Source organism: Yoonia sp. (assembly GCF_036770585.1).
Lineage (GTDB): Bacteria > Pseudomonadota > Alphaproteobacteria > Rhodobacterales > Rhodobacteraceae > Yoonia.
In genome coordinates this window covers 54562-73842 of the sequence record NZ_DAIPIW010000002.1, presented here as the reverse complement: position 1 = coordinate 73842, position 19281 = coordinate 54562, and the positions used below count along the sequence as shown (strand labels likewise).

23 protein-coding genes are annotated in these 19281 nt (G+C 63.8%); 10 read left to right on the top strand and 13 right to left on the bottom strand.

All coding sequences use genetic code 11. The annotated features are described in order from the left end of the window. Positions 1–169: 169 nt before the first annotated feature. Positions 170–436 (bottom strand): I78 family peptidase inhibitor, encoded by a 267-nt coding sequence (locus tag V7N12_RS00835; RefSeq protein ID WP_333711983.1) that lies wholly within the window; start codon positions 434–436, stop codon positions 170–172. A gap of 109 nt (positions 437–545) precedes the next feature. On the opposite strand from V7N12_RS00835, the gene V7N12_RS00830 reads away from it, so the two are divergent. From V7N12_RS00830 to mbfA, 5 genes are all read left to right on the top strand, one after another. Continuing rightward, a complete protein-coding gene (locus V7N12_RS00830) occupies positions 546–1658 on the top strand; it encodes an S-(hydroxymethyl)glutathione dehydrogenase/class III alcohol dehydrogenase (protein ID WP_333711981.1) in 1113 nt (370 codons plus the stop codon). A 5-nt stretch (positions 1659–1663) separates the two neighbouring features. Further along, positions 1664–2059, top strand: coding sequence for a SecDF P1 head subdomain-containing protein (locus tag V7N12_RS00825; RefSeq protein WP_333711980.1), 396 nt, complete (start codon positions 1664–1666; stop codon positions 2057–2059). Further along, a complete protein-coding gene (locus tag V7N12_RS00820; RefSeq protein WP_333711979.1) occupies positions 2037–3080 on the top strand; it encodes a serine hydrolase domain-containing protein in 1044 nt (347 codons plus the stop codon). Before V7N12_RS00825 ends, V7N12_RS00820 begins: the two co-directional genes overlap by 23 nt. Further along, complete coding sequence (locus V7N12_RS00815; protein WP_333711977.1) at positions 3081–3809, top strand: NYN domain-containing protein; 729 nt, start codon at positions 3081–3083, stop codon at positions 3807–3809. A 367-nt stretch (positions 3810–4176) separates the two neighbouring features. After that, positions 4177–5151 (top strand): iron exporter MbfA, encoded by a 975-nt coding sequence (gene mbfA, locus V7N12_RS00810; protein ID WP_333711976.1) that lies wholly within the window; start codon positions 4177–4179, stop codon positions 5149–5151. On the opposite strand, the gene V7N12_RS00805 is transcribed toward mbfA, so the two are convergent. The 5 genes from V7N12_RS00805 to V7N12_RS00785 are packed head-to-tail and all read right to left on the bottom strand — an operon-like array spanning position 5091 to position 9772. Next, positions 5091–5726 carry a GNAT family N-acetyltransferase gene (locus V7N12_RS00805; RefSeq protein WP_333711975.1) on the bottom strand — a complete coding sequence of 212 codons (636 nt, stop codon included), beginning with the start codon at positions 5724–5726 and terminating at the stop codon, positions 5091–5093. The two genes, mbfA and V7N12_RS00805, sit on opposite strands and share 61 nt — an antisense overlap. Continuing rightward, the gene (locus V7N12_RS00800; protein ID WP_333712010.1) at positions 5723–7801 is read right to left on the bottom strand and encodes a molybdopterin-binding protein; all 2079 of its coding nucleotides are present in this window, start codon (positions 7799–7801) and stop codon (positions 5723–5725) included. The genes V7N12_RS00805 and V7N12_RS00800 overlap by 4 nt, the downstream gene beginning before the upstream one ends. 17 nt (positions 7802–7818) lie before the next feature. Then, complete coding sequence (mobB, locus tag V7N12_RS00795) at positions 7819–8310, bottom strand: molybdopterin-guanine dinucleotide biosynthesis protein B (RefSeq protein ID WP_333711974.1); 492 nt, start codon at positions 8308–8310, stop codon at positions 7819–7821. Further along, positions 8307–8894: a molybdenum cofactor guanylyltransferase MobA gene (gene mobA / locus V7N12_RS00790; protein WP_333711973.1), complete on the bottom strand. Its 588-nt coding sequence runs from the start codon at positions 8892–8894 to the stop codon at positions 8307–8309. Before mobA ends, mobB begins: the two co-directional genes overlap by 4 nt. Then, the gene (locus V7N12_RS00785; RefSeq protein ID WP_333711972.1) at positions 8891–9772 is read right to left on the bottom strand and encodes a formate dehydrogenase accessory sulfurtransferase FdhD; all 882 of its coding nucleotides are present in this window, start codon (positions 9770–9772) and stop codon (positions 8891–8893) included. The genes mobA and V7N12_RS00785 overlap by 4 nt, the downstream gene beginning before the upstream one ends. 61 nt (positions 9773–9833) lie before the next feature. On the opposite strand from V7N12_RS00785, the gene V7N12_RS00780 reads away from it, so the two are divergent. After that, complete coding sequence (locus V7N12_RS00780; protein ID WP_333711971.1) at positions 9834–10556, top strand: AzlC family ABC transporter permease; 723 nt, start codon at positions 9834–9836, stop codon at positions 10554–10556. Continuing rightward, positions 10553–10888, top strand: coding sequence for an AzlD domain-containing protein (locus V7N12_RS00775; protein ID WP_333711970.1), 336 nt, complete (start codon positions 10553–10555; stop codon positions 10886–10888). Before V7N12_RS00780 ends, V7N12_RS00775 begins: the two co-directional genes overlap by 4 nt. On the opposite strand, the gene V7N12_RS00770 is transcribed toward V7N12_RS00775, so the two are convergent. The 3 genes from V7N12_RS00770 to V7N12_RS00760 form a co-directional block, all read right to left on the bottom strand. Beyond that, entirely contained in the window at positions 10872–11486 is a 615-nt protein-coding gene (locus tag V7N12_RS00770) for a hypothetical protein (RefSeq protein ID WP_333711969.1), read from the bottom strand. The two genes, V7N12_RS00775 and V7N12_RS00770, sit on opposite strands and share 17 nt — an antisense overlap. A 6-nt stretch (positions 11487–11492) precedes the next feature. Beyond that, a complete protein-coding gene (locus V7N12_RS00765) occupies positions 11493–11627 on the bottom strand; it encodes an aa3-type cytochrome c oxidase subunit IV (RefSeq protein WP_333711968.1) in 135 nt (44 codons plus the stop codon). Positions 11628–11774: 147 nt separating this feature from the next. Next, complete coding sequence (locus tag V7N12_RS00760; RefSeq protein WP_333711966.1) at positions 11775–12236, bottom strand: Lrp/AsnC family transcriptional regulator; 462 nt, start codon at positions 12234–12236, stop codon at positions 11775–11777. A 107-nt stretch (positions 12237–12343) separates the two neighbouring features. Between V7N12_RS00760 and V7N12_RS00755 the strand changes: the two genes are divergently transcribed. Together V7N12_RS00755 and V7N12_RS00750 are read left to right on the top strand one after the other, a co-directional pair. Then, the gene (locus V7N12_RS00755) at positions 12344–12583 is read left to right on the top strand and encodes a DUF6356 family protein (protein ID WP_333711965.1); all 240 of its coding nucleotides are present in this window, start codon (positions 12344–12346) and stop codon (positions 12581–12583) included. A gap of 1 nt (position 12584) precedes the next feature. Then, positions 12585–13358 (top strand): class II glutamine amidotransferase, encoded by a 774-nt coding sequence (locus V7N12_RS00750; protein ID WP_333711964.1) that lies wholly within the window; start codon positions 12585–12587, stop codon positions 13356–13358. A 3-nt stretch (positions 13359–13361) separates the two neighbouring features. Here the strand turns inward: V7N12_RS00750 and V7N12_RS00745 are convergent, their stop codons facing one another. Beyond that, positions 13362–14399: an MBL fold metallo-hydrolase gene (locus tag V7N12_RS00745; protein WP_333711963.1), complete on the bottom strand. Its 1038-nt coding sequence runs from the start codon at positions 14397–14399 to the stop codon at positions 13362–13364. Continuing rightward, the gene (locus tag V7N12_RS00740; RefSeq protein WP_333711962.1) at positions 14399–16102 is read right to left on the bottom strand and encodes an acyl-CoA dehydrogenase; all 1704 of its coding nucleotides are present in this window, start codon (positions 16100–16102) and stop codon (positions 14399–14401) included. Before V7N12_RS00740 ends, V7N12_RS00745 begins: the two co-directional genes overlap by 1 nt. Before the next feature lie 112 nt (positions 16103–16214). Here V7N12_RS00740 and V7N12_RS00735 point away from each other — a divergent pair, with 112 nt between their 5' ends. Then, entirely contained in the window at positions 16215–17162 is a 948-nt protein-coding gene (locus tag V7N12_RS00735) for an L-threonylcarbamoyladenylate synthase (protein ID WP_333711961.1), read from the top strand. Here the strand turns inward: V7N12_RS00735 and V7N12_RS00730 are convergent, their stop codons facing one another. Beyond that, positions 17163–17477, bottom strand: a complete 315-nt coding sequence (locus V7N12_RS00730) for a hypothetical protein (RefSeq protein WP_333711960.1) — start codon at positions 17475–17477, stop codon at positions 17163–17165. Positions 17478–17487: 10 nt separating this feature from the next. Next, positions 17488–19281: OmpA family protein (locus V7N12_RS00725; RefSeq protein WP_333711959.1), on the bottom strand; the 1794-nt coding region annotated here is incomplete at its 5' end.

Genomic DNA, 19281 nt, shown 5'->3' with positions numbered 1-19281 from the left:
GCGCGCCTTGCTTCTGCCGCAAAATCACCTTTGCAGCGCCGCAAGCCAAGCCAACTGGCGTCACACCTGCCGCGGATAGTGGTGACATAGCGAAAAGCTAAGTCCCGGTGTTGCGGTCAATAGCCCCCACCCAGTTCGTGACACCGGGGCACATTTCCTTCCCCAGACTTCAGCCGCAGAAGAACCGCGAGATCCGTTCGTTCTCGTCGATCTGGATGTTGATCCGGTCCGGCCAGAAATCCATCGTCATCGGTTGTCCCGGGCGCAGGATGCGAAGGCGCTGCATGATCAGGACCCGCTCAAGCGCGGTCGCATCCTTCCCGATCAGATCGGCATAAGGGGCCGCATTGCAGGTGTCGTTCTCCGGCAGCGGAGGGGGTGTTTCAGCCTGCGTGCAGGCTGCGAAAAGAAGGATCAGGAAAGCGCCGCGTTTCATCCCCTCATTGTCACCTGCGCTGCGCCAAATGCAAGCGCGGCAGCATTCGGCGGTTGAAATCGCTGCGGCTTTCCGTGATCGTCCAGGCAAAGACATGGGAGGATGGACGATGCGCACAAGGGCAGCGGTGGCACTGGAGGCGGGCAAACCGCTTGAGGTGATGGAGGTCAATCTCGATGGCCCGAAAGCAGGCGAGGTGCTGGTCGAGATCAAGGCCACAGGGATTTGCCACACGGATGAGTTCACCCTGTCAGGGGCCGACCCCGAGGGGATGTTCCCCGCGATCCTCGGCCATGAAGGGGCGGGTGTCGTGGTCGAGGTCGGCCCCGGTGTCACCAGCCTGAAGCCCGGCGACCATGTCATCCCGCTCTACACGCCGGAATGTCGCGAATGCGAATATTGTCTGAACCCCAAGACGAACCTCTGCCAGTCGATCCGCTCGACCCAAGGCAAGGGGGTGATGCCCGATGGCACCTCGCGGTTCTCGATGCTCGATGGCACGCCGATCCTGCATTACATGGGCTGTTCGACCTTCGCCAACCACACCGTGCTGCCCGAAATTGCGCTGGCCAAGGTGCGGCCCGACGCGCCGTTCGACAAGATCTGCTATATCGGCTGTGGTGTCACGACGGGGATCGGCGCGGTGATCAATACCGCCAAGGTCGAGATCGGCAGCCGCGCGATTGTCTTCGGTCTGGGTGGCATCGGCCTGAACGTCATTCAGGGGCTGCGGCTGGCGGGCGCGGACCAGATCGTCGGTGTCGACCTGAACCCCGGCAAGGTGGACATGGCCCGCCGCTTCGGCATGACCGACTTCGTGAACCCGACGGACGTGACCGGCGATATGGTCGCCCATCTGGTGGAACTGACCGGCGGTGGGGCGGACTATACGTTCGATGCCACGGGCAATGTCGGTGTCATGCGTACAGCGCTCGAGGCTGCGCACAAGGGATGGGGCGAAAGCATCATCATCGGCGTGGCCCCTGCCGGTGCCGAGATCTCGACCCGGCCCTTCCAGTTGGTCACGGGGCGCAGCTGGCGCGGCACGGCATTCGGCGGCGCGCGCGGGCGGACCGATGTGCCCAAGATCGTGGACTGGTACATGCAAGGCAAGATCGAGATCGACCCGATGATCACCCACAAGCTAAGCCTCGATGACATCAACAAAGGCTTTGATCTGATGCATGAGGGCAAGTCGATCCGCGCGGTGGTAGAGTTCTGATCCCCTTGGGCCATCACCTTATCGCGCTTTTGGTCGGCGCATGTCTTGTCACGGGTGCTTCGGCGCTTGCTGACGAGGTGGTGGTCTTTTCAACCAATACCGCCGCGCTTGCCCTGTCGCCGGACGACGTCGAGGCCGCGACCCGGCAATCCGACACAGAGGGCGCCGGGCTGAGTTTCAGGCTCGCCCCTGCCGCATCCAGAGACTTTGCCGATCTGACCGCAGGCGCGATCGGCCAGCTGATGACACTGACGGTCTGCGGCGAGGTTCTGGTCGAGGCCGTGATCCGCGAGCGGTTGGAGGGGCGCGGTTACGTGGCCTTCGACACGCTGGCCGAGGCGCATTGGTATGCGTCGCGCATGACGGGAGAGACGCCCTGTGACGGACCACGCGGCGACTGACGCGGACAGGCACGGGCTTGCAACATTGGCATGGGCGCTTGCCCGGCAGGTGGCTTTCTGTGGGCTGGCGGTCTCATGCGGCGGGCAGCGCCGGTTGGCGATTGCCCACAAGCCCTTTGTTCAGGCCGATGCGCAGACGATGTTCCGCGTGGCATCGGTCTCGAAGATCGTGGTGGGCCAGACGCTGGCACGATTGCTTGCAGAAAAAGGGATCGGGTGGGACACGGATGTCTCGGACCTGTTGGGGTGGAACCTGCGCAATCCGGCCTGTCCGCAGGTGCCGATCACGGTCGGGGCCGTGACAAGTCATAGCGCGGGTCTGGATGATGCGGCGGGTTACCTTGTGCCGCCAGACATATCTATCAGGGACTTCTTTTCTTATAATAGGTTCGCGAAAAATCAAAATAAAGCACGTTTTGCCTATTCCAACCTCGGCTATGTCGTTCTTGCGGAGGTCATCGAAAGTCTGTCCGGCCAGTCCCTGCAGCAGGCCTCTGCGCCGCTGATCCCCGATTGTGGCGGCTTCAACTGGGCAGGTGTTTCCGCTGACCGCTTAGCGCAGGCGCTGCCCACCTTCCGGCGTGAGGCAGACCGCTTTGTCCCGCAAATCGATTCGCCCCCTGTGCCCGCCGCGACGCAAGGCAATGTTGCCCGATTTTCCCCACAGGGCGGATTGCGGCTGTCCCTTTCGGGTATGCTGGAACTGGCGGAAGGTCTGGCAAGGGCGGACCGGACGGTTCTCTGGCATCAGCAGGACGGGCCGGGGGATTATCTCGACGGTGTATTTCAGCACTATGGCGCGGGCTTGGAAATCTTCGACCGCCCGACTTTCTACCCGCGCCCGCTGATCGGTCACTTCGGCAATGCCTACGGGTTCAACGGCGGCGTCTGGTATGACGGGCAAGCGGACCTCGCCTTTGCCTATGCGCTTAACGGGTTGGAAATGGGTGACGAAGATGACAGGTTCTCGGACGACGAGCGCGCCATTTTCGACGCGGTTGCAGGGATAGGGGACGACTAGATGCCAGAGGGACGGATGCTGCTTGCGGTGCTGATCGACGCCGACAACATTCCTGCAAAATACGCAGGCGCGATCATGCGCGAGATCACCACCTACGGCGAACCGGCCCTGCGGCGCGTCTACGGCGACTGGTCAAGTTCCGCCCTGGCGGGGTGGAAGAAGGAAGTCGTCGAGCTCGGCATGGTGGCCAATCAGGAAACCGCCAATACCAAGGGCAAGAACGCCAGCGATATCGGTCTGGTGATCGATGCGATGGATATCCTGCATACGGGCCGTTTCGACGGCTTCGTGCTGGTGTCATCGGACAGCGACTTTACCGCGCTGGCCAACCGCCTGCGCGAGGACGGGGTCGAGGTCATCGGGATCGGCGAAGGCAAGGCCCCCGCCAGTCTGCGCAATGTCTGCAATCGTTTCATCCTGATCGAGAACCTCGTGACCGAGGAAAAGACCGACAAACCTGTCAAGGCAAGCACCGCCGTAAAGACGGGCAGCGACCGTCAGCCTCCGTCAAAGGCGGTGCCGCTGGTGATCAAGGCAATGGAAAGCATCGACCCCGAAGGAGAATGGTTTTCGCTGGGACAACTGGGCCAGTATATCACCCGCGCCCATCCCGACTTTGACCCGCGCACCTACGGCAGCACCAAGCTGAGCGACCTTCTGACCAAGACGGGTCGCTTCGAGACACAAAAGCGGCAGGGCCAGAACCTCGAAGTGCGCAGGCTGGACTAGGCGCTGTTCCCGACGATGTCCCGCAAAATGGATGACGGGCACGCCCTGCGGGTCACGGTGAGACGGCTTAGCGGCGATGGGGCACAAGGGGATGAGGGCCCCATCGCCGTGCGGCACCTGCGAGGAAGTGAAGCAGGCTGCCGGATTTGCCGGGGCGGGATCACGCGGGGAGGGTATATCGCCGCCCGGGGGCAAGCGCTGTGACCAGCCATGAGAAGGGGAATTGCTGATCCGGCCTTGCTTAGTGGGCAGCTAAACAGTCCGCTTGGGTTTTCAAGGTCATGCGACATTTTTGACGCCTGAAACAGGCCTTGCACTTCACCCCGATACGACTATTTTAGAATTGTTCTAAAAGATGGGTGTCGTTATGCGCTGGTTTACCCAACGTCGCAATTTTGGTGAATTGTCCGAAAAGGAAATCCTCGCGCTCGCGATTTCTTCGGAAGAGGACGACGCGCGCATCTATCGCAGCTATGCCGAAAGGCTGCGCGCGGACTTTCCGGGGTCGGCAGCCGTCTTCGATGGCATGGCGGCAGAAGAGGACACCCACCGTGGCCGCTTGATCGACCTTTACAGGTCCCGTTTCGGCGAGGTGATCCCCCTGATCCGGCGCGAGCATGTTTCGGGGTTTTACGCCCGCCGTCCGGTCTGGCTGATCGAAAACCTCAGCCTCGAGCGGATCCGCAGCGAAGCCGCGCAGATGGAAAAGGATGCCGAGCGGTTCTATCTGGCCGCCGCAAAACGGACACAGGATGCCGCGACACGCGATCTCTTGGGTGAACTCGCCGCCGCCGAGGCCGGCCATTCGGCCAAGGCGCATGATCTGGAACAAAAGTATCTCGACGACGACACCCGCGCCGAGGAAGAGGATGCCGCCCACCGGCAATTCGTGCTGACATGGGTGCAGCCGGGGCTGGCGGGGTTGATGGACGGGTCGGTCTCGACCCTTGCGCCGATCTTCGCGGTCGCTTTCGCCACGCAGGACACCTGGACCACGTTTCTGGTGGGCACGGCGGCCTCGGTCGGGGCGGGGATCTCGATGGGATTTACCGAAGCGGCATCCGATGACGGGGTGATTTCGGGGCGCGGCTCGCCCACCAAACGCGGCTTTGCCTCGGGGATCATGACGACAATCGGCGGCATGGGCCATGCGCTGCCCTATCTGATCACCGATTTCTGGACCGCGACGACCATCGCCTTCGTGGTCGTGTTCATCGAATTATGGGCCATCGTCTGGATCCAGAACCGTTTCATGCAGACGCCGTTCCTGAAGGCGACGTTTCAGGTCGTCCTTGGCGGTGCGCTGGTCTTTGCCGCCGGTGCGCTGATCGGTTCGGGGTAGATGTCGCGGACCATGGCCGTTGCGGTGCGAAAGCCGAAAACATGGCGCATGACGCCGATTTTCGCGGTCTTGATCTCGGCGAACCCGCGCCGCCGGTAAAGCGCCTTGGCGCGGGTATTCGTGTCCACCACATCCAGCCGGATCTGCCGGTAGCCGCGCCGTTTCGCCTCGGCCGTGACCGCGTCGAGCAGGGCGGTGCCGATGCCTTGCCCGCGCGCCTCTTCCGCGACGAAGAGGCCGTCCATCAGGAAGCGTTCGTTTTCCACATCGGTCTCGAGTGCGGCCAGCAGCGCGATCCGAACGGCGGCACCGGTCCAGCCGTAGATGCGGCGCAGGTCGTGGAACTCGCCCCCCACAAGCGCGCCCTGGGAGGTCTTGAAGCCCGCAACGCCGACCAGACGCCCGTTTTCGTCATGGGCACAGACCCCGTGATCGGCCCGCAACACCGAGGTGATGAAGCGGATCGCACGGTATTTCGGGCCCAGCACGAAATACAGCTTCTCTCCGAATGCCTCCCAGTAGAGGGCGGCGGCTTCTTCACGATCCTGATGCGGGATGCCGACACTGATCTTCATGCACCGAAGTCCGCGAAGGGGATATAGCGGACAGGGTCGCCGGGGTTGATGGTCAGCGCGGCTGGGTCAAGGGCGACAAGCCCCGTCGCCCATGACAGGCCCGAGACACGGCCCGAGCCTTCGGAAGGGAAGACCGCGACCTGTCCTTCCGTCACCCGCGCGCGCAGATATTCGCTGCGGCCCTCTTTCTTGGATTTGGCAAAGGCGGCGGGCAGCAGGTAGCCCTGTGGTGCGGTCCAGTCGCCACCTGCCATGACGCGCAAGGCCGGTGCGCCGAAGACCAGTCCGCAGACCATTGCCGCGACAGGGTTGCCCGGCAGGCCGAAGACGGGCTTGCCCTGCCAGACCCCCATGACCAGCGGTCGCCCCGGTTTCATCGCGATCCGCCAGAGCGCGAAACTGCCGGTCTCCGACAAAAGTGCTGAAACATGGTCTTCGTCGCCTGCGGATGCCCCGCCGGACGTGAGAATGACATCGCAGCGGGTCGCGGCATCGTCGAGCATGGCGCCAAGCTTTTGGCGGTCGTCAGGCGCGCGCCCCAAGGGGATCGCGTCATATCCCCAGCCTGCGACAAGGGCCGTCAGCATGGGTCCGTTGGCGTCGAAGATCTGCCCGTCATGGGCGGTGTCGCCTGCACGGACAAGCTCGTCTCCGGTCGACAGGATGCCGACGCGCAGCGGCCTGTGGACCTGCACCTGACCGATCCCCGCAGCGGCGAGCATTCCGATATCGCCCGGCGACAGTCTGCGGCCCCTGGTCAGGATCACCGCATCCGCCTGCATGTCCTCGCCCGCCTTGCGCGCGTTGGCCCCTATCTTCAGGGGGCCGTGAAAGCGAAGCGTGTCATGCGTGGCGCGCACGTCCTCTTGCAGGATGACGGTATCCACGCCCTCTGGCAGGTTGGCACCGGTCAGGATGCGGATGGCATGGCCTGCGGGAACGGCATGCGGATAGGGTGCCCCGGCAGCGGCGCGACCGGCAAGCAGGGGCAGGGTGTTCACGCCTTCGGGTGCGGGTCCTGCGAAGCCGTAGCCGTCAACGGCGGCATTCGGCGCGGGCGGGTGCGACCGTGCTGCGGTGATGTCGGCGGCAGCAAAGCGGCGGGCGGCAGCGGCAAGCGGGACGGTTTCGATCTCTGCGACCGGCCCGAGATGGGTCCTAAGATGCGCGAGGGCTTCATCAACGGGCGTCCAATGCGCCCCCTGCGGCATGGCAAAGCAGTCGTTTTTCAGCTTCGGCGGGGCAAGGCTGTCCCGTGCGGCCTGTTCCAGCGCCGCCTCATGCCCGAGGCCGAAAATCCAGCCTTCGGGGGTGGCGGGCGTGTCCAGCATGCGGGCAAGCGCGTCGGGGGAAAGGCGGGCGACCGTGCGGGCCAGCACCTCGACCTGATGGGCATCCTTGATCTTGCCTTCGGGGATCGTATCCTTGACGACACCGTCGATCAACGAGGGCCAGATTTCGACAAGGGCGATTTGGCGGTCGAGCGGCTGGAACGGCCAGACGGCCAGATCGTCGCTGAACCGGAGGCGCAGCCGGTTCAGGAAGGGCAGACCCATGATGACCTGCGAGCCGACAGCGCCATTGTAGGCAAGTTGCCAGACAGATTTCGCATTGTTTAACCTTTCCGCCTTACGTTTTTCTAGAAAAACGTTGGCGGACCGGTCGGATCGCTTCATGGGCAAATGCGTGAACGACTTGCCTTGCGGATGCCCCCAGAAGGGACCGACGGTGCCGAGCGTTCTATTGATCTCATTGGCCAGATCGAACCGGTTGTTCGTCTTCGGCCTGTCCGTGACACGCGCGGCGAACCACTCCCAGATGGCGAAAGGATCGTCGCTGCCGGTCAGCCGTTCACCGAACCCTTCGGGATATCCGAAGGCAAAGTCGAACCCCGCCAGCACCCGCCGACCTGCGGCGTGTTCGGCGTCGAGGATCACGGTGATCTCGGCTTCGGCGACCTGCCGGTTGCGGCAATAGACCGGCGCGTCGACGGTGCCCCCTCGGGCGACGCAATACCAGATCGCGTCGGCTTTCGGCTTCACCGATTGCTCATTGCCCGCCGACCAGTCGACCATGAGGACGGTATCCACCCTCACAGGCCAACCTCGTGCAGGATGAAATCGGCGATGGCCTTTGTGTCATCCAGATCCAAGACGGGCTGGCCGACGGTCACGGGCGTGTCACTGGCCACGGCACGGATCGTGTCGTCGTCCGGCGCGATCAGCGGGTGGTTCATCTCGGCGCGGAAGGCTTCGATCTTGGGGTGGCGGTCGCGTTTGTAGCCTTCGACCAGCACCAGATCGACGGGGGCAAGCCGGGCCAGCAGATCATCGAGGCGCGCCTCATCCGCGCCGCGCAGCTCGGTCATCAGCGCCCAGCGGTTGCGGGACGACAACAGCACCTGTTGCGCGCCTGCCTGCCTGTGCCGATAGCTGTCCTTGCCGGCATGATCCACGTCAAAGCTGTGATGCGCGTGCTTGACGGTCGAGACGGTGAACCCGCGCCCCGTGATCTCGATCACCAGCCGTTCCATCAGGCCGGTTTTGCCCGCGTTCTTGTAGCCGGTGATGCCGTAGATCTTCATAGCATCCCTTCCGCTATGCGCAGGTCTTCGGGCGTGTTGACGTTGAAGAAGGCGGCGTCATCGGGGAAATGCGCTGTCGCCCCGCCGTGCCTGTCGGTCCAGAGCACGACCTTGCGCAAGCCGTCATTCAAGGCCGCGTGCAGGTCATCGCGCAAGCCAACGGGCCAGAGGCCGAACGTCGGGTGCCGCCCGTCCGGCGTGCGGGCAAGGGCCAGCCCGCTCTTTGTCGTCTCGGCGGCCCGCAGCAATTGCGCCACCAGATCGCAAGGAAAGAACGGCGTGTCGGCGGCGGCGGTGACGATATGGTCGGCGCCTTGGGTTGCGGCCCAGTCAAGACCCGCAAGAACCCCCGACAGCGGGCCTGCGAAACCTGCGACACTGTCGGAAACCACCGGCAGCCCCAGATGCGCGAAGCGTGCCGGATCGCCGTTGGCATTCAGCGCAAGTCCCGCCACCTGCGGGTTCAGCCGCGCGATGACATGGCTCAGGATCGTGCCTTGGCCCAAGGGCAGCAGCCCCTTGTCGCCGCCGCCCATGCGCGTGGCCTGCCCGCCCGCGAGAATCACACCAAGGGGCTGTTTCACGCGGCCCCCTTGCGCCCGGACCTGTCCGGTTCATCCGCCACCTGCGCCGGGTCGGCATCGCGGATCAGCCGTTCCTCGCCCGCAAGGCAAACGAACCTTTGCCCCTTCATCCGCCCGATCAGGGTCAGGCCCGCCTGCCGCGCGATCTCGACCCCCCAAGCGGTGAAGCCGGACCGCGAGGCCAGCGTCGGTATCCCCATCATCGCCGTCTTGATCACCATTTCCGAGGTCAGCCGCCCCGTGGTGTAAAGGATCTTGTCGTCTGCGCTGATCCCTTCCGACAGCATCCATCCCGCAATCTTGTCGACGGCGTTATGGCGGCCCACGTCCTCCATATAGACCAGCGGGCGGTTGCCCTGACACAGCACCGTTCCATGGATCGCGCCCGCTTCGAGATAGAGCGACGGCGTGCGGTTGATTAGATGCGCCAGCGCGTAAAGGTCGGATGTCCTGACCGGCGTGGCGGGCAGGCTGACGCCCTCCAGCCCCTCCATCATGTCGCCGAAGACCGTGCCGACCGCACAGCCGCTGGTGCGCGTCTTTTTCTTCAGCTTGTCTTCATATGTCGTCTGGCTGGCGGTGCGCACCACGACGGTTTCCAGTTCCTCGTCATAGTCTACACCCGTAATCGTGTCGTCGGGTTTCAGCATCCCCTGATTGCGCAGGAAGCCAAGCGCCAGATACTGCGGATAATCCCCGATCGTCATCGCGGTGACGATTTCCTGCGCGTTCAGATAGATGGTCAGCGGTCGTTCCTCGACCACGTTCAAGGCCACCTCTGCACCGGTCTGATCGGTGCCGGTCACGGCACGCGTCAGCCGCGCGCTCGCCGGGTCCGGCGCGATCAGATAGGGCGAGGTATCAAGGGTCCGTCCCAATTGTCTTTCCCGATCACTGGCGATAAGCCAAACACCACGCAAGTCAGGCTAGGACAAAGCAATGACGGTTTCCACAGTGAAAAGGCCAGCCAGTTCCGCATATTGGGCTGGGGTGCGCGACGGGGCGCCCTTCATCCTGATGGCCGCGCCCTTTGCCACGCTCTTCGGGGTCATCGCGACGGATGCGGGGCTGACCTTGGCGCAGGCGATGGGGTTCACGGTGCTTGTCATCGCCGGTGCCGCGCAGTTCGCCGCGATCCAGTTGATGGTCGAGAATGCAAGCATCGCCTTTGTTTTGCTGGCGGCACTTGCGGTCAATCTGCGCATGGCGATGTATTCGGCGTCGCTTGTGCCCTATCTGGGGGCGGCCCCGCTTTGGCAACGGGCGACGATTGCCTATCTCAACTTCGATCAGACCTATATCACCTCGATCGCCCGCTACGAGGCGCGACCGGACATGACAGTGCCGGAACGGGTGCAGTATTTCCTTGGGGTCGCGACACCGATCACGCCGGTCTGGTTTGCCAGCACGCTGGTCGGGATCCTTGCGGGGCAAGCGATCCCCGAGGCCTGGGCGCTCGATTTCATCATGCCGATCATGTTTTTGGCGATGGTAGCACCGATGCTGAAATCGCTGGCCCATGTTTCGGCGGCGGCGGTCTCGGCCAGCGTCGGGATCGCGCTGGTGGAAATGCCGGCGGGGACCGGCCTCTTGATCGCGGCGGGCACGGCGATGCTGACGGGCGCGTTGGTGGAAATCTGGATGGAAGGACGCAAGGCATGACCTATTCGGCGACCGAGATCTGGACGATCATCGTCATCATGGGGATCGGCACCTTCGTGATCCGGTTTTCCTTTCTGGGATTGATCGGCGACCGCCCCATGCCGGCTTTCGTGCTGCGCCTGTTGCGTTACACACCTGTCGCGGTCCTGCCGGGAATGGTTGCCCCCCTTGTGATCTGGCCCGCAGCGACCGGGGGCGTGTTCGATCCTGTCCGCGCGCTGGCGGCGATTGCGACCGTCATCATCGGCGTTTGGACGCGCAACGTGCTTTGGGCGATCTTTTGTGGCGGCGTGACGCTTTATGTCGGCATGGGGCTTACTGCCCTGCTGTAAGCCGGTCCGAGAACGTGGCGGTTGCCACGGCTTTGTCGGGGTCGTCATCCTCACGGTAGACGGTGGTGGTGACACCGGGCAGCCTGCCGAAATCCTCGGCCAGCGTGTTCGGGCCCCAGGTTTGGCGGATGCTCTCGAACCCCGGCAGTTGCCGCAAAAGACGCGAGGTCACACGGGTGCAGTTCGCAGCAGGGACAGGACCGGCCGCAAGGGCGAGGGTCAGCGCCTGTTCGGCCACCTGAGGGGAGACGTCGATCCGCTGGCCGGTCACGTAATAGGTCACTCGCGCATGGATGCTGACATAGATCTGTTCCATCCGCGGCGATGCGCCGAACAGCACGTCATTGCGTTCCGGCATGATGTCCTGCCGCCATGTTCCCGCCGGATCGAAGATGACCCGCTGACTTGCGTCGATCAGCAGGGCGGTATGCGCACCGCTGCCGGATTGGGTGTTGCGCATGGTGTAGAGGGTCAGGTGTTTCGGCCCCTCGGAACGATAGATCGCGCGCGAGACCACGTCATCGGGCGCCCATACGCTTTGCGCCGCGCAGGCCGATAGCCCAAGCGGCAGGCCGATCAGGAAAGCTCTGCGTTTCAAAGGGATCTAGGCGCCGACAAGAGCGAGGAAAATCAGCAAGACGATGATCACAATCACGGCCTTGGTGGTCATGCTCATGAAAGACGCAAGGGTCTTTTCCTGATCCGAAATATCCATTTCGCCGTGCTTGTGCTCGTCCATGATGATGGTCCCTCAACGTCAGAGTTTGCATGTCCTTAGACGATTCAGAATGTGATGTCACGGGTCAGGACGTCACATCTGCATCTGTCTGACGCGCGGTTGCGCGAACCGTCATTTTCCAGCAGCCCCGCAAGCCCATGTGGTCTTTCAGACCGGCACCGCCGTTGTTTCCTTGATCTCTTCCATCACGAAACTGGCCGAGATATCCGAGACCGATATACGGGCGGTCAGCCGTTTGTAGAAGGCGTCATAGGCCGGCACATCCGCCACACGCACCCGCAGGACATAGTCGAGATCGCCGGTCATCCGGTAGGCCCCGACGATTTCGGGAAAAAAGCGGATCGCGGACTGAAAGGCCTTCATCCACATGTCGTCGTGCTGGTTGGTGCGGATCAGGACCATGACCGTCAGCGGCACCCCGACCAGCGCGGGATCGACCAGCGCCACGCGTCCCTTGATGATCCCCGCTTCCTCCATCTGCTTGATCCGCCGCCAGCAGGCGTTGCGGGACAGGTTCACGCGCCCGCTGATGTCGTCGACCGAGAGACTGGCATCGTCTTGCAGCGCCACAAGGATGGCGCGGTCTATATCGTCGATGGAATATGTCATTGATGGGACACTATCCCAATAATTGGGGTCCATGCAATCAAGATTGGGACGTATTCGGTTGCCTTGCCGGTTAGGTTGTGCGGCAAGACAAGGAAAGGAACAACAGCATGTCCGACACAACACAAACATCCGGGTCCAAGGGTCTCTTCGCTGCGGTTTTCCTCGATCATCCTGCGACGGTGAACGAGACCTATTTCCAGCACATGCGCTTTGCCGTCGGTTTCGCCTTCTGGCTGACGGTCGCGGGTCTGGCGGCCCTCGTTCACGCGATCATCCCTGCCGCCTGTGAAACCACCGCAAGCCGCATCCTGCGCCGTCTGGTCGCCAAGATGGACGCCCGCCACTGACATGTGTCGCATTGCCGCCTACACGGGTCCCGCGATCCCGCTTGAAAACATCGTGGTCCGTCCGGTGCACTCGCTGCTTGATCAAAGCCAGCATGCGACCGAGGCGAAGCTGGCCGTCAATGGCGACGGCTTCGGGATCAGCTGGTACGATGACCGGGGGGCTTTGGGCCTCTACCGTGATGTCTTGCCTGCTTGGGCCGATGATAACCTGATCAACCTCTGCCGCATGGTGCGGTCGCCGCTGTTCATCGCCCATATCCGCGCCTCGACGGTCGGCGAGACGACGCGGGTCAATTGCCACCCCTTCACTTCGGGGAACTGGACGTTCTGCCACAACGGACAGATTCCGCACTTCAGAACGATCCGTCGCCGGATGATGGCCGCCTTGCCCGAGCATCTGTTCGAACAGATGCGCGGGACAACCGATAGCGAGATGATCTTCCTGACACTTCTCGCCAATGGGCTGGCGACCGATCCGCTGCGCGCCTTGGCGCTGACGCTGGACCAGATCGGCGCAGAGGGCGACGACGGTCCGACCAAGATCACCTGCGCCTTCTCTGACGGCGAGACGCTTTACGGCTTCCGACATGCCTCAAGCGGGTCCGCGCCGACGCTCTATGTCTCGGCGGTGTTGGATCATGGCGGGCGGTCCGTGGCGTCCGAGCCGCTGTGCGGCATGGCGCAGCGTTGGACGGCCGTGCCGCAAGACACATTGTGCAAGGTGACCGCGCAGGGGGTCGAGATGGTGCCACTGCGCGCGGCGCTGGTGGCGTGAACGCTAGAGACGCTGAAAGACGAAAGCGCCATCGTCGCGCAGAGCGCGCGTGACCAAACCCGCCTGATGCAGATGGTTGAGATGCGCCACCGCCTCGACCAAAGCCAGCCCGTATTCGCCATGTCCGATGGTGCGCTTGAAGAGCGGCAGAAAGCAGTCTCCGGCGGCTTGCGGTTCTGACAGGTGGTCCAGCAGTCGGGCCAGCGCCCCTTCGTGGTTGTCGATCAATTGCCGCAGTCGGGTCGAAAGACCGGTGAAGGGCAGTTTATGGCCCGGCAGGACCAATTGCGCATTGTCCGCGAAGGACTGGAAATACCGGCAAGATTCCATCCACTCTTTCACCGGATCAGCCTCGGGCTCGGTCGGGTAGACGCCGAGGTTGGGGCTGATCGACGGCAGCAGTTGGTCGCCGCCGATCACCAGATTGTCGTCACGGCTCCAGAAGGTCGCGTGTTCGGGGGCATGGCCGTTCCCCATCCGGATGTCCCAGATGCGCCCGCCCATGGCGATGGTCTCGCCCTCGGTCAGGCGGGTGTAACCGACCGGCAGGGGGGCCACGCAATCGGCAAAGTTGAAGGGGCGTTCCGTGCGGCGCCGTTCCAGCTCGTTCGGGTCCATGCCCGCGCGGGTGTAGAAGGTGATCGCGCTGTCGTCCGGCACCTCTTGCACGTCGAGCGTCAGCATCCGCGCCATCAGCCAGCCGGTGCGCGGCATGGCAAGGGCCGCGCCCTGAGCGATGAACCATCCCGCCAACCCCACATGGTCGGGGTGGTGGTGGGTGACGACGACACGGGCCACGGGTTTGCCGGAAAGCGGCCCGTCAAGCAGCCTTTGCCAGATCGCCTTGGATGTTTTCGACGCCATGCCCGTGTCGATGACGGTCCAGCTGTCGCCGTCATCCAGCGCATAGACATTCACATGGTCCAGCGCCATCGGCAGCGGCAGCCGCGTCCAGAGAATGCCATCGGCCACTTGCGTTGCCGTGCCCGTCTCGGGCGGTTCGGCATGGGGATAGCGGATGCCGCCTGTCTGATCTTTCATCAGGCCGCTAAATCATCCGCCGTGATCGACATCAAGTCCCCTGCGCCTTCGCGGACATGCGCCAGAAGGCCCAGATGCTCGGGCAGCATACGCTTGATGTAGAAGGTCGCGAGACGTTGCCGCCCCTGATCCCCTGCCAGCGCGCTTTTCAGGTGCACATGGCCGCCCAGCACACGGGCAAAGGCCCTCAGATATGGGACGGCACCGGCGAAACGCTCGGTCAGGTCGGATTGGGCGACCAGCCATTCGGTGGTCTCGCGCAGGTTCTCGGCGGATTGCCAGACGGCGCTGGCAAGCTCGGGCAGGGTCGCCTTGGCGGCCTCGGCCCCCTGTTCGATCTCTTCCAGCAGGCGGAACGCGGCCTCGCCGCCGTCCATCAGCTTGCGGGCGACAAGGTCCATCGCCTGAATGCCGTTGGTGCCCTCGTAGATCGTGGCGACGCGCACATCGCGGGCGTATTGGGCGGCGCCGGTTTCCTCGATAAAGCCCATGCCGCCGTGGACCTGAATCCCGGTGGCAGAGACCTCGCAGCCGATATCGGACCCGAAGGCCTTGGAGATCGGGGTCAGGAAGGCGGCGCGGGCGGTCCAATCGGTCCCGTCGGCCGAGGACGCCATGTCGATGGCGACGGCGTTCATCAGGCAGATGGCGCGGGCCGCATAGGTGTCGGCCTTCATCGTGGTCAGCATCCGGCGCACATCGGCATGTTCGATAATGGCTCCGGTCCCACCTGCGCGCCCCTGCTTGCGGTCGCGGGCATAGGCAAGCGCGTGCTGATAGGCGGCCTCGGCCACGCCGACGCCTTGCGCTGCCACACCCAAACGGGCGTTGTTCATCATCGTGAACATCGCGGCCATGCCGCCGTGTTCCTCGCCCACAAGCCAGCCCTTGGCGCCCGAATATTCCATGACCGCCGTCGGCGATCCGTGCAGCCCCATCTTGTGTTCGAGACTGACGACACGCAGGTTGTTCTTTTCGCCGGGGTTGCCGTTTTCGTCGGGGATCAGCTTGGGCACCATGAAAAGGCTGATGCCCTTCGTGCCCGGCACACCATCGGGCAGGCGGGCCAGCACCAGATGGCAGACGTTCCGGGTGAAATCATTGTCCGCCCAGCTGATATAGATCTTCTGGCCGGTGATGCTGTAGCTGCCGTCGCCGTTCGGTTCGGCCTTGGTGCGCAGCGCACCGACATCCGATCCGGCCTGCGGTTCTGTCAGGTTCATCGTGCCGCTCCAGGCACCGGAGACGAGATTGGGGATGTAAAGGTCCTTGATCGCGTCCGAGGCGTGGTGTTCCAGCGCCTCGATCTGGCCTTGCGTCATCAAGGGAGACAGTTGCAGCGACAGACAGGCACTGGCGAGCATTTCGTTCACGGTGGTCGTCAGCGCCATTGGCAGGCCCAGACCGCCGACATCGGGACTGGCGGACATGCCGATCCAGCCGCCCTCGGCGATGGCGCGGTATCCCTCGGCAAAGCCGGGCGATGTGCGCACGATGCCGTTCTCCAGATGGGCCGGGTGCAGGTCGCCTGCGCGGTTCAGCGGCGCGATGATGTCTTCGCACAACTTTCCGGCCTCCGACAGGATCGCCTGCGTCATGTCCGGTGTGGCTTCGGCAAAGCGGTCTGTCGCGGCAACCTCCGCAAAGTCGACCACATGGTCGAGAAGGAATTGGTAATCGCCGATTGGGGCGCGATATGGCATGGGTTTGCTCCGAAAACCGGTCTGCTTGGCAAAGCTTGCACCGGTCGCTATGCATCCGTGAATATGGCCAAACTATCCGACACGGCCATCCCATCAACTGAAACGCCACGTCATGACAACGCATGCGACACTTACGCTGGGGCCCGATCAGGCCGGACTGCGGCGGGCGGCCGAGATTTTGGGTGCCGGTGGACTTGTGTCTTTCCCGACCGAGACGGTCTACGGGTTGGGGGCCGATGCGCGCGATGACCGCGCCGTGGCGGGGATCTATGCCGCCAAGGGCCGGCCGAGTTTCAACCCGCTGATCGTCCATCTGGCGGATGCCAAGACCGCGCATCGCTTTGTGGTGTTCAACGACCACGCGGAGCGGCTGGCCGGCGCTTTCTGGCCGGGCGCGCTGACGCTGGTTCTGCCGATGCGCGAGGGTGCGGGGATTTCGAAACTGGTGACAGCGGGGCAGGAAACGCTGGCGGTGCGCGTGCCGGATCATCCGGTGGCGCAAGGCTTGCTTGCTGCCTTCGACGGGCCGATCGCCGCCCCTTCGGCCAATCCGTCAGGGCGGGTCAGTCCGACCACGGCAACGCATGTGCTGGCGGGCCTTGCGGGCCGTATCGATGCGGTGGTGGACGGCGGGCCCTGCGGCGTCGGAGTGGAATCAACGATTCTGTCCTGCCTGGGCGCTCCGGCGCTTTTGCGTGCGGGGGGTATTCCGGTCGAGGCCATCGAAGCCTGTCTGGGCCAGCCGCTTCTGCGGCCTGACGATCCGGCGATCCCCGTCGCCCCGGGGCAGCTTCATTCGCATTACGCCCCGCAAGGGCGGGTGCGTTTGAATGCGACATCGGCGCAGGAAGGCGAGGTCTTGCTGGGTTTCGGTCCGGTCGCGGCGGATCTCAACCTGTCGCCCAGTGGTGACCTGATCGAGGCGGCAGCGACCCTTTTCGGGCATCTGCACAAGCTGGATGCCATGGGAGCTGCGGCGATTGCCGTCTCGCCGATCCCGAACCACGGGCTGGGGCTTGCGATCAACGACCGCTTGCAGCGCGCTGCCGCCCCGCGCTGATCAGCGCCCAAGCTGGTTGTGCAGTTCTTCGGCTTCCTGCCGTGCCTCGCGCAGCCCGTCCATCGCCGCGCGCAACTCTGCCTCGGTCTGGGCCAGCTGGTTGGTGATCTCGGCCTCGCGCTGTTGCAGATAGGTGATCGCCTGATCGCGGGTTTCTTCGGCTTCGTGCAGGGCCTGTGCCATCTTGTCGAGTTCACCGATCTCGGACTTGGTCACGCGGGTGAAACGGTTGACCAGCCAGCTTGCGAACCAGCCGAGCGCAAAAGCGACAAAGAGGATCACGGCCGTCGCGAGGATGAATTCCTGTCTGTTCATTTGGTCTCTCTTAGTTGCTTTCCGGGCGCGCGACCGGCTGGACGGGGTCGGTCGCCGTGTCTGTGCCGTTCTCGGGTGCCGGATCGGCAGGTAAGTCGCCGTCCCCGCCATCGACACCCGGGGCAAGCAGCGCCTCGGGCACTTCGGGTTCATCGGGGATCAGGCTGAATTCGATGCGGCGGTTCGCCTCGCGGCCCTCTTCGGTCTCGTTGTCGGCGATCGGGTTTTCCTCGCCGAAACCGATGGCTTCGAAGGTTCCCGTCAGCACGCGGCGCGCGCGCAGCGCCGTCAGGACGGCGTCGGCGCGGTCTTGGGACAACTGGCGGTTCATCTCTTCACGACCCTGACTGTCGGTATAGCCGGACACACGAATCGGCAGATCACCACAGTCGCGCAGGATCTCGGCAATCGCATCCACCACGGGCTGTGTCTCGGCGGTCAATTGGGCCGAACCGGGATCGAAGAGGATCTTGGTTTCATCCTTTGCCGCATTGATCCGCGCAAGACATTCCTCGGGGGTCGGCAGGCTTGCAATCGGGTCGAGTTGTTCGAGGTAGGTCACGTCGATATCGAAATCGGCAGTCTGTCCCAGCTTCTCGATCAACAACCGCGCGATTTCCGCGCTGGCGTCGGCGTTGCCGGTATTGCCGCGCACCGAGAAACGCGCGGGTTCGACCACGACGACGCCATTGGACAGGGCCGAAAGCGCCTCGATCCCGGCGAGCACGCGGATCGACCAGCCTTGCGGCAAGTCCTCGCCGATGCGGGTCCCCATCGTGATGTTGCTTTCACCGAATTTCGCCTGCGCAAAGGTCTCGGCCACGGTGTTGGAAATGTCGTCCTGCACACGGCCGCGCAGCTGCACCTGCCCCTCGGGGCTGAGGGTTACGGTGAAGTTCGGAACCGCCTGGTCCGTGTCCTCGGCCAGCACGGGCAACTCGCTGCGCAGGGCAAAGGCGTCGGGCAGCGCGTTCCCCAGCCGCCCCACGGCAAGATCGAAGGTGCGCTGGTCGGTGCCCGCCGCCGCAACCAGCGTGACATCGGTATCCGAAACGGTGACTGTGCCGCCGCCGATCTCGGTCAGGGCCCTGATCGACAGGGCCACAGCCTCGCCCCAGCTCAGCGAGGGCGCGCCAAGAGCAAAGACACAAGGCGCCCGGTCCCGAAAGCCTGCGGCAGAGGCGGCGGTCATGATCTCGCGCAGCGCCTCTTCGCTGTCGACGGAACAGGCATCGAAGCGGGCGCCGTCCTCATCCAGCAGAAAGCGGGTGGTGAAGGGCGAAATCACGGGGCGGGGTGCGCGGATATCGATGGCCAGCCGGACACCTTCGGGCGTGTTGCGGGCAAGGGCGACCTCCAGCCGCCGCTTTTCTTCGGGGCTGTCGGCGATGGCATCCACGATCACGCGCTCTGCGTTCATCGAGATCTTGGACTTCGGCAGCATGTCCAGCGCCCGCAGCGCATAGTTCAGGGTCGTGCGCCAGTTTTCGGGGGCGGGGTAGTCGCCGACTTCCAGCAGGTCGGTGACGCTGCTGCCGTCCGCAATCGCGGTGATCCGGCGGGCCAGCGCATCACGATCTGTTGAGGCAGGGATCAGCCCGATCAGCGACACCCCGGCGTCATTGCGCAGGATTTCGATGGCGAATTCCGGCGGCGCGATCTGCGTCGAATCAACCACCGAAAGGTTGTCGATGACGCGGCTTGCATCCACCACGCCGCTTGCGGCGGAAATCGCACGAAAGCGCACCGCCTCGGTCGGGGCGTCGCCTTCGAGGATCACCTGCAGCCCGTCGCCCAGCACCGA

Coding starts and splice junctions, on each gene's coding strand:
- V7N12_RS00835 (WP_333711983.1), bottom strand. CDS start 436: ATGAAACGCGGCGCTTTCCTGATCCTTCTTTTCGCAGCCTGCACGCAG.
- V7N12_RS00830 (WP_333711981.1), top strand. CDS start 546: ATGCGCACAAGGGCAGCGGTGGCACTGGAGGCGGGCAAACCGCTTGAG.
- V7N12_RS00815 (WP_333711977.1), top strand. CDS start 3,081: ATGCCAGAGGGACGGATGCTGCTTGCGGTGCTGATCGACGCCGACAAC.
- mbfA (WP_333711976.1), top strand. CDS start 4,177: ATGCGCTGGTTTACCCAACGTCGCAATTTTGGTGAATTGTCCGAAAAG.
- V7N12_RS00805 (WP_333711975.1), bottom strand. CDS start 5,726: ATGAAGATCAGTGTCGGCATCCCGCATCAGGATCGTGAAGAAGCCGCC.
- V7N12_RS00800 (WP_333712010.1), bottom strand. CDS start 7,801: ATGGTCGACTGGTCGGCGGGCAATGAGCAATCGGTGAAGCCGAAAGCC.
- mobB (WP_333711974.1), bottom strand. CDS start 8,310: ATGAAGATCTACGGCATCACCGGCTACAAGAACGCGGGCAAAACCGGC.
- V7N12_RS00780 (WP_333711971.1), top strand. CDS start 9,834: ATGACGGTTTCCACAGTGAAAAGGCCAGCCAGTTCCGCATATTGGGCT.
- V7N12_RS00775 (WP_333711970.1), top strand. CDS start 10,553: ATGACCTATTCGGCGACCGAGATCTGGACGATCATCGTCATCATGGGG.
- V7N12_RS00765 (WP_333711968.1), bottom strand. CDS start 11,627: ATGGACGAGCACAAGCACGGCGAAATGGATATTTCGGATCAGGAAAAG.
- V7N12_RS00760 (WP_333711966.1), bottom strand. CDS start 12,236: ATGACATATTCCATCGACGATATAGACCGCGCCATCCTTGTGGCGCTG.
- V7N12_RS00755 (WP_333711965.1), top strand. CDS start 12,344: ATGTCCGACACAACACAAACATCCGGGTCCAAGGGTCTCTTCGCTGCG.
- V7N12_RS00750 (WP_333711964.1), top strand. CDS start 12,585: ATGTGTCGCATTGCCGCCTACACGGGTCCCGCGATCCCGCTTGAAAAC.
- V7N12_RS00745 (WP_333711963.1), bottom strand. CDS start 14,399: ATGAAAGATCAGACAGGCGGCATCCGCTATCCCCATGCCGAACCGCCC.
- V7N12_RS00740 (WP_333711962.1), bottom strand. CDS start 16,102: ATGCCATATCGCGCCCCAATCGGCGATTACCAATTCCTTCTCGACCAT.
- V7N12_RS00735 (WP_333711961.1), top strand. CDS start 16,215: ATGACAACGCATGCGACACTTACGCTGGGGCCCGATCAGGCCGGACTG.
- V7N12_RS00730 (WP_333711960.1), bottom strand. CDS start 17,477: ATGAACAGACAGGAATTCATCCTCGCGACGGCCGTGATCCTCTTTGTC.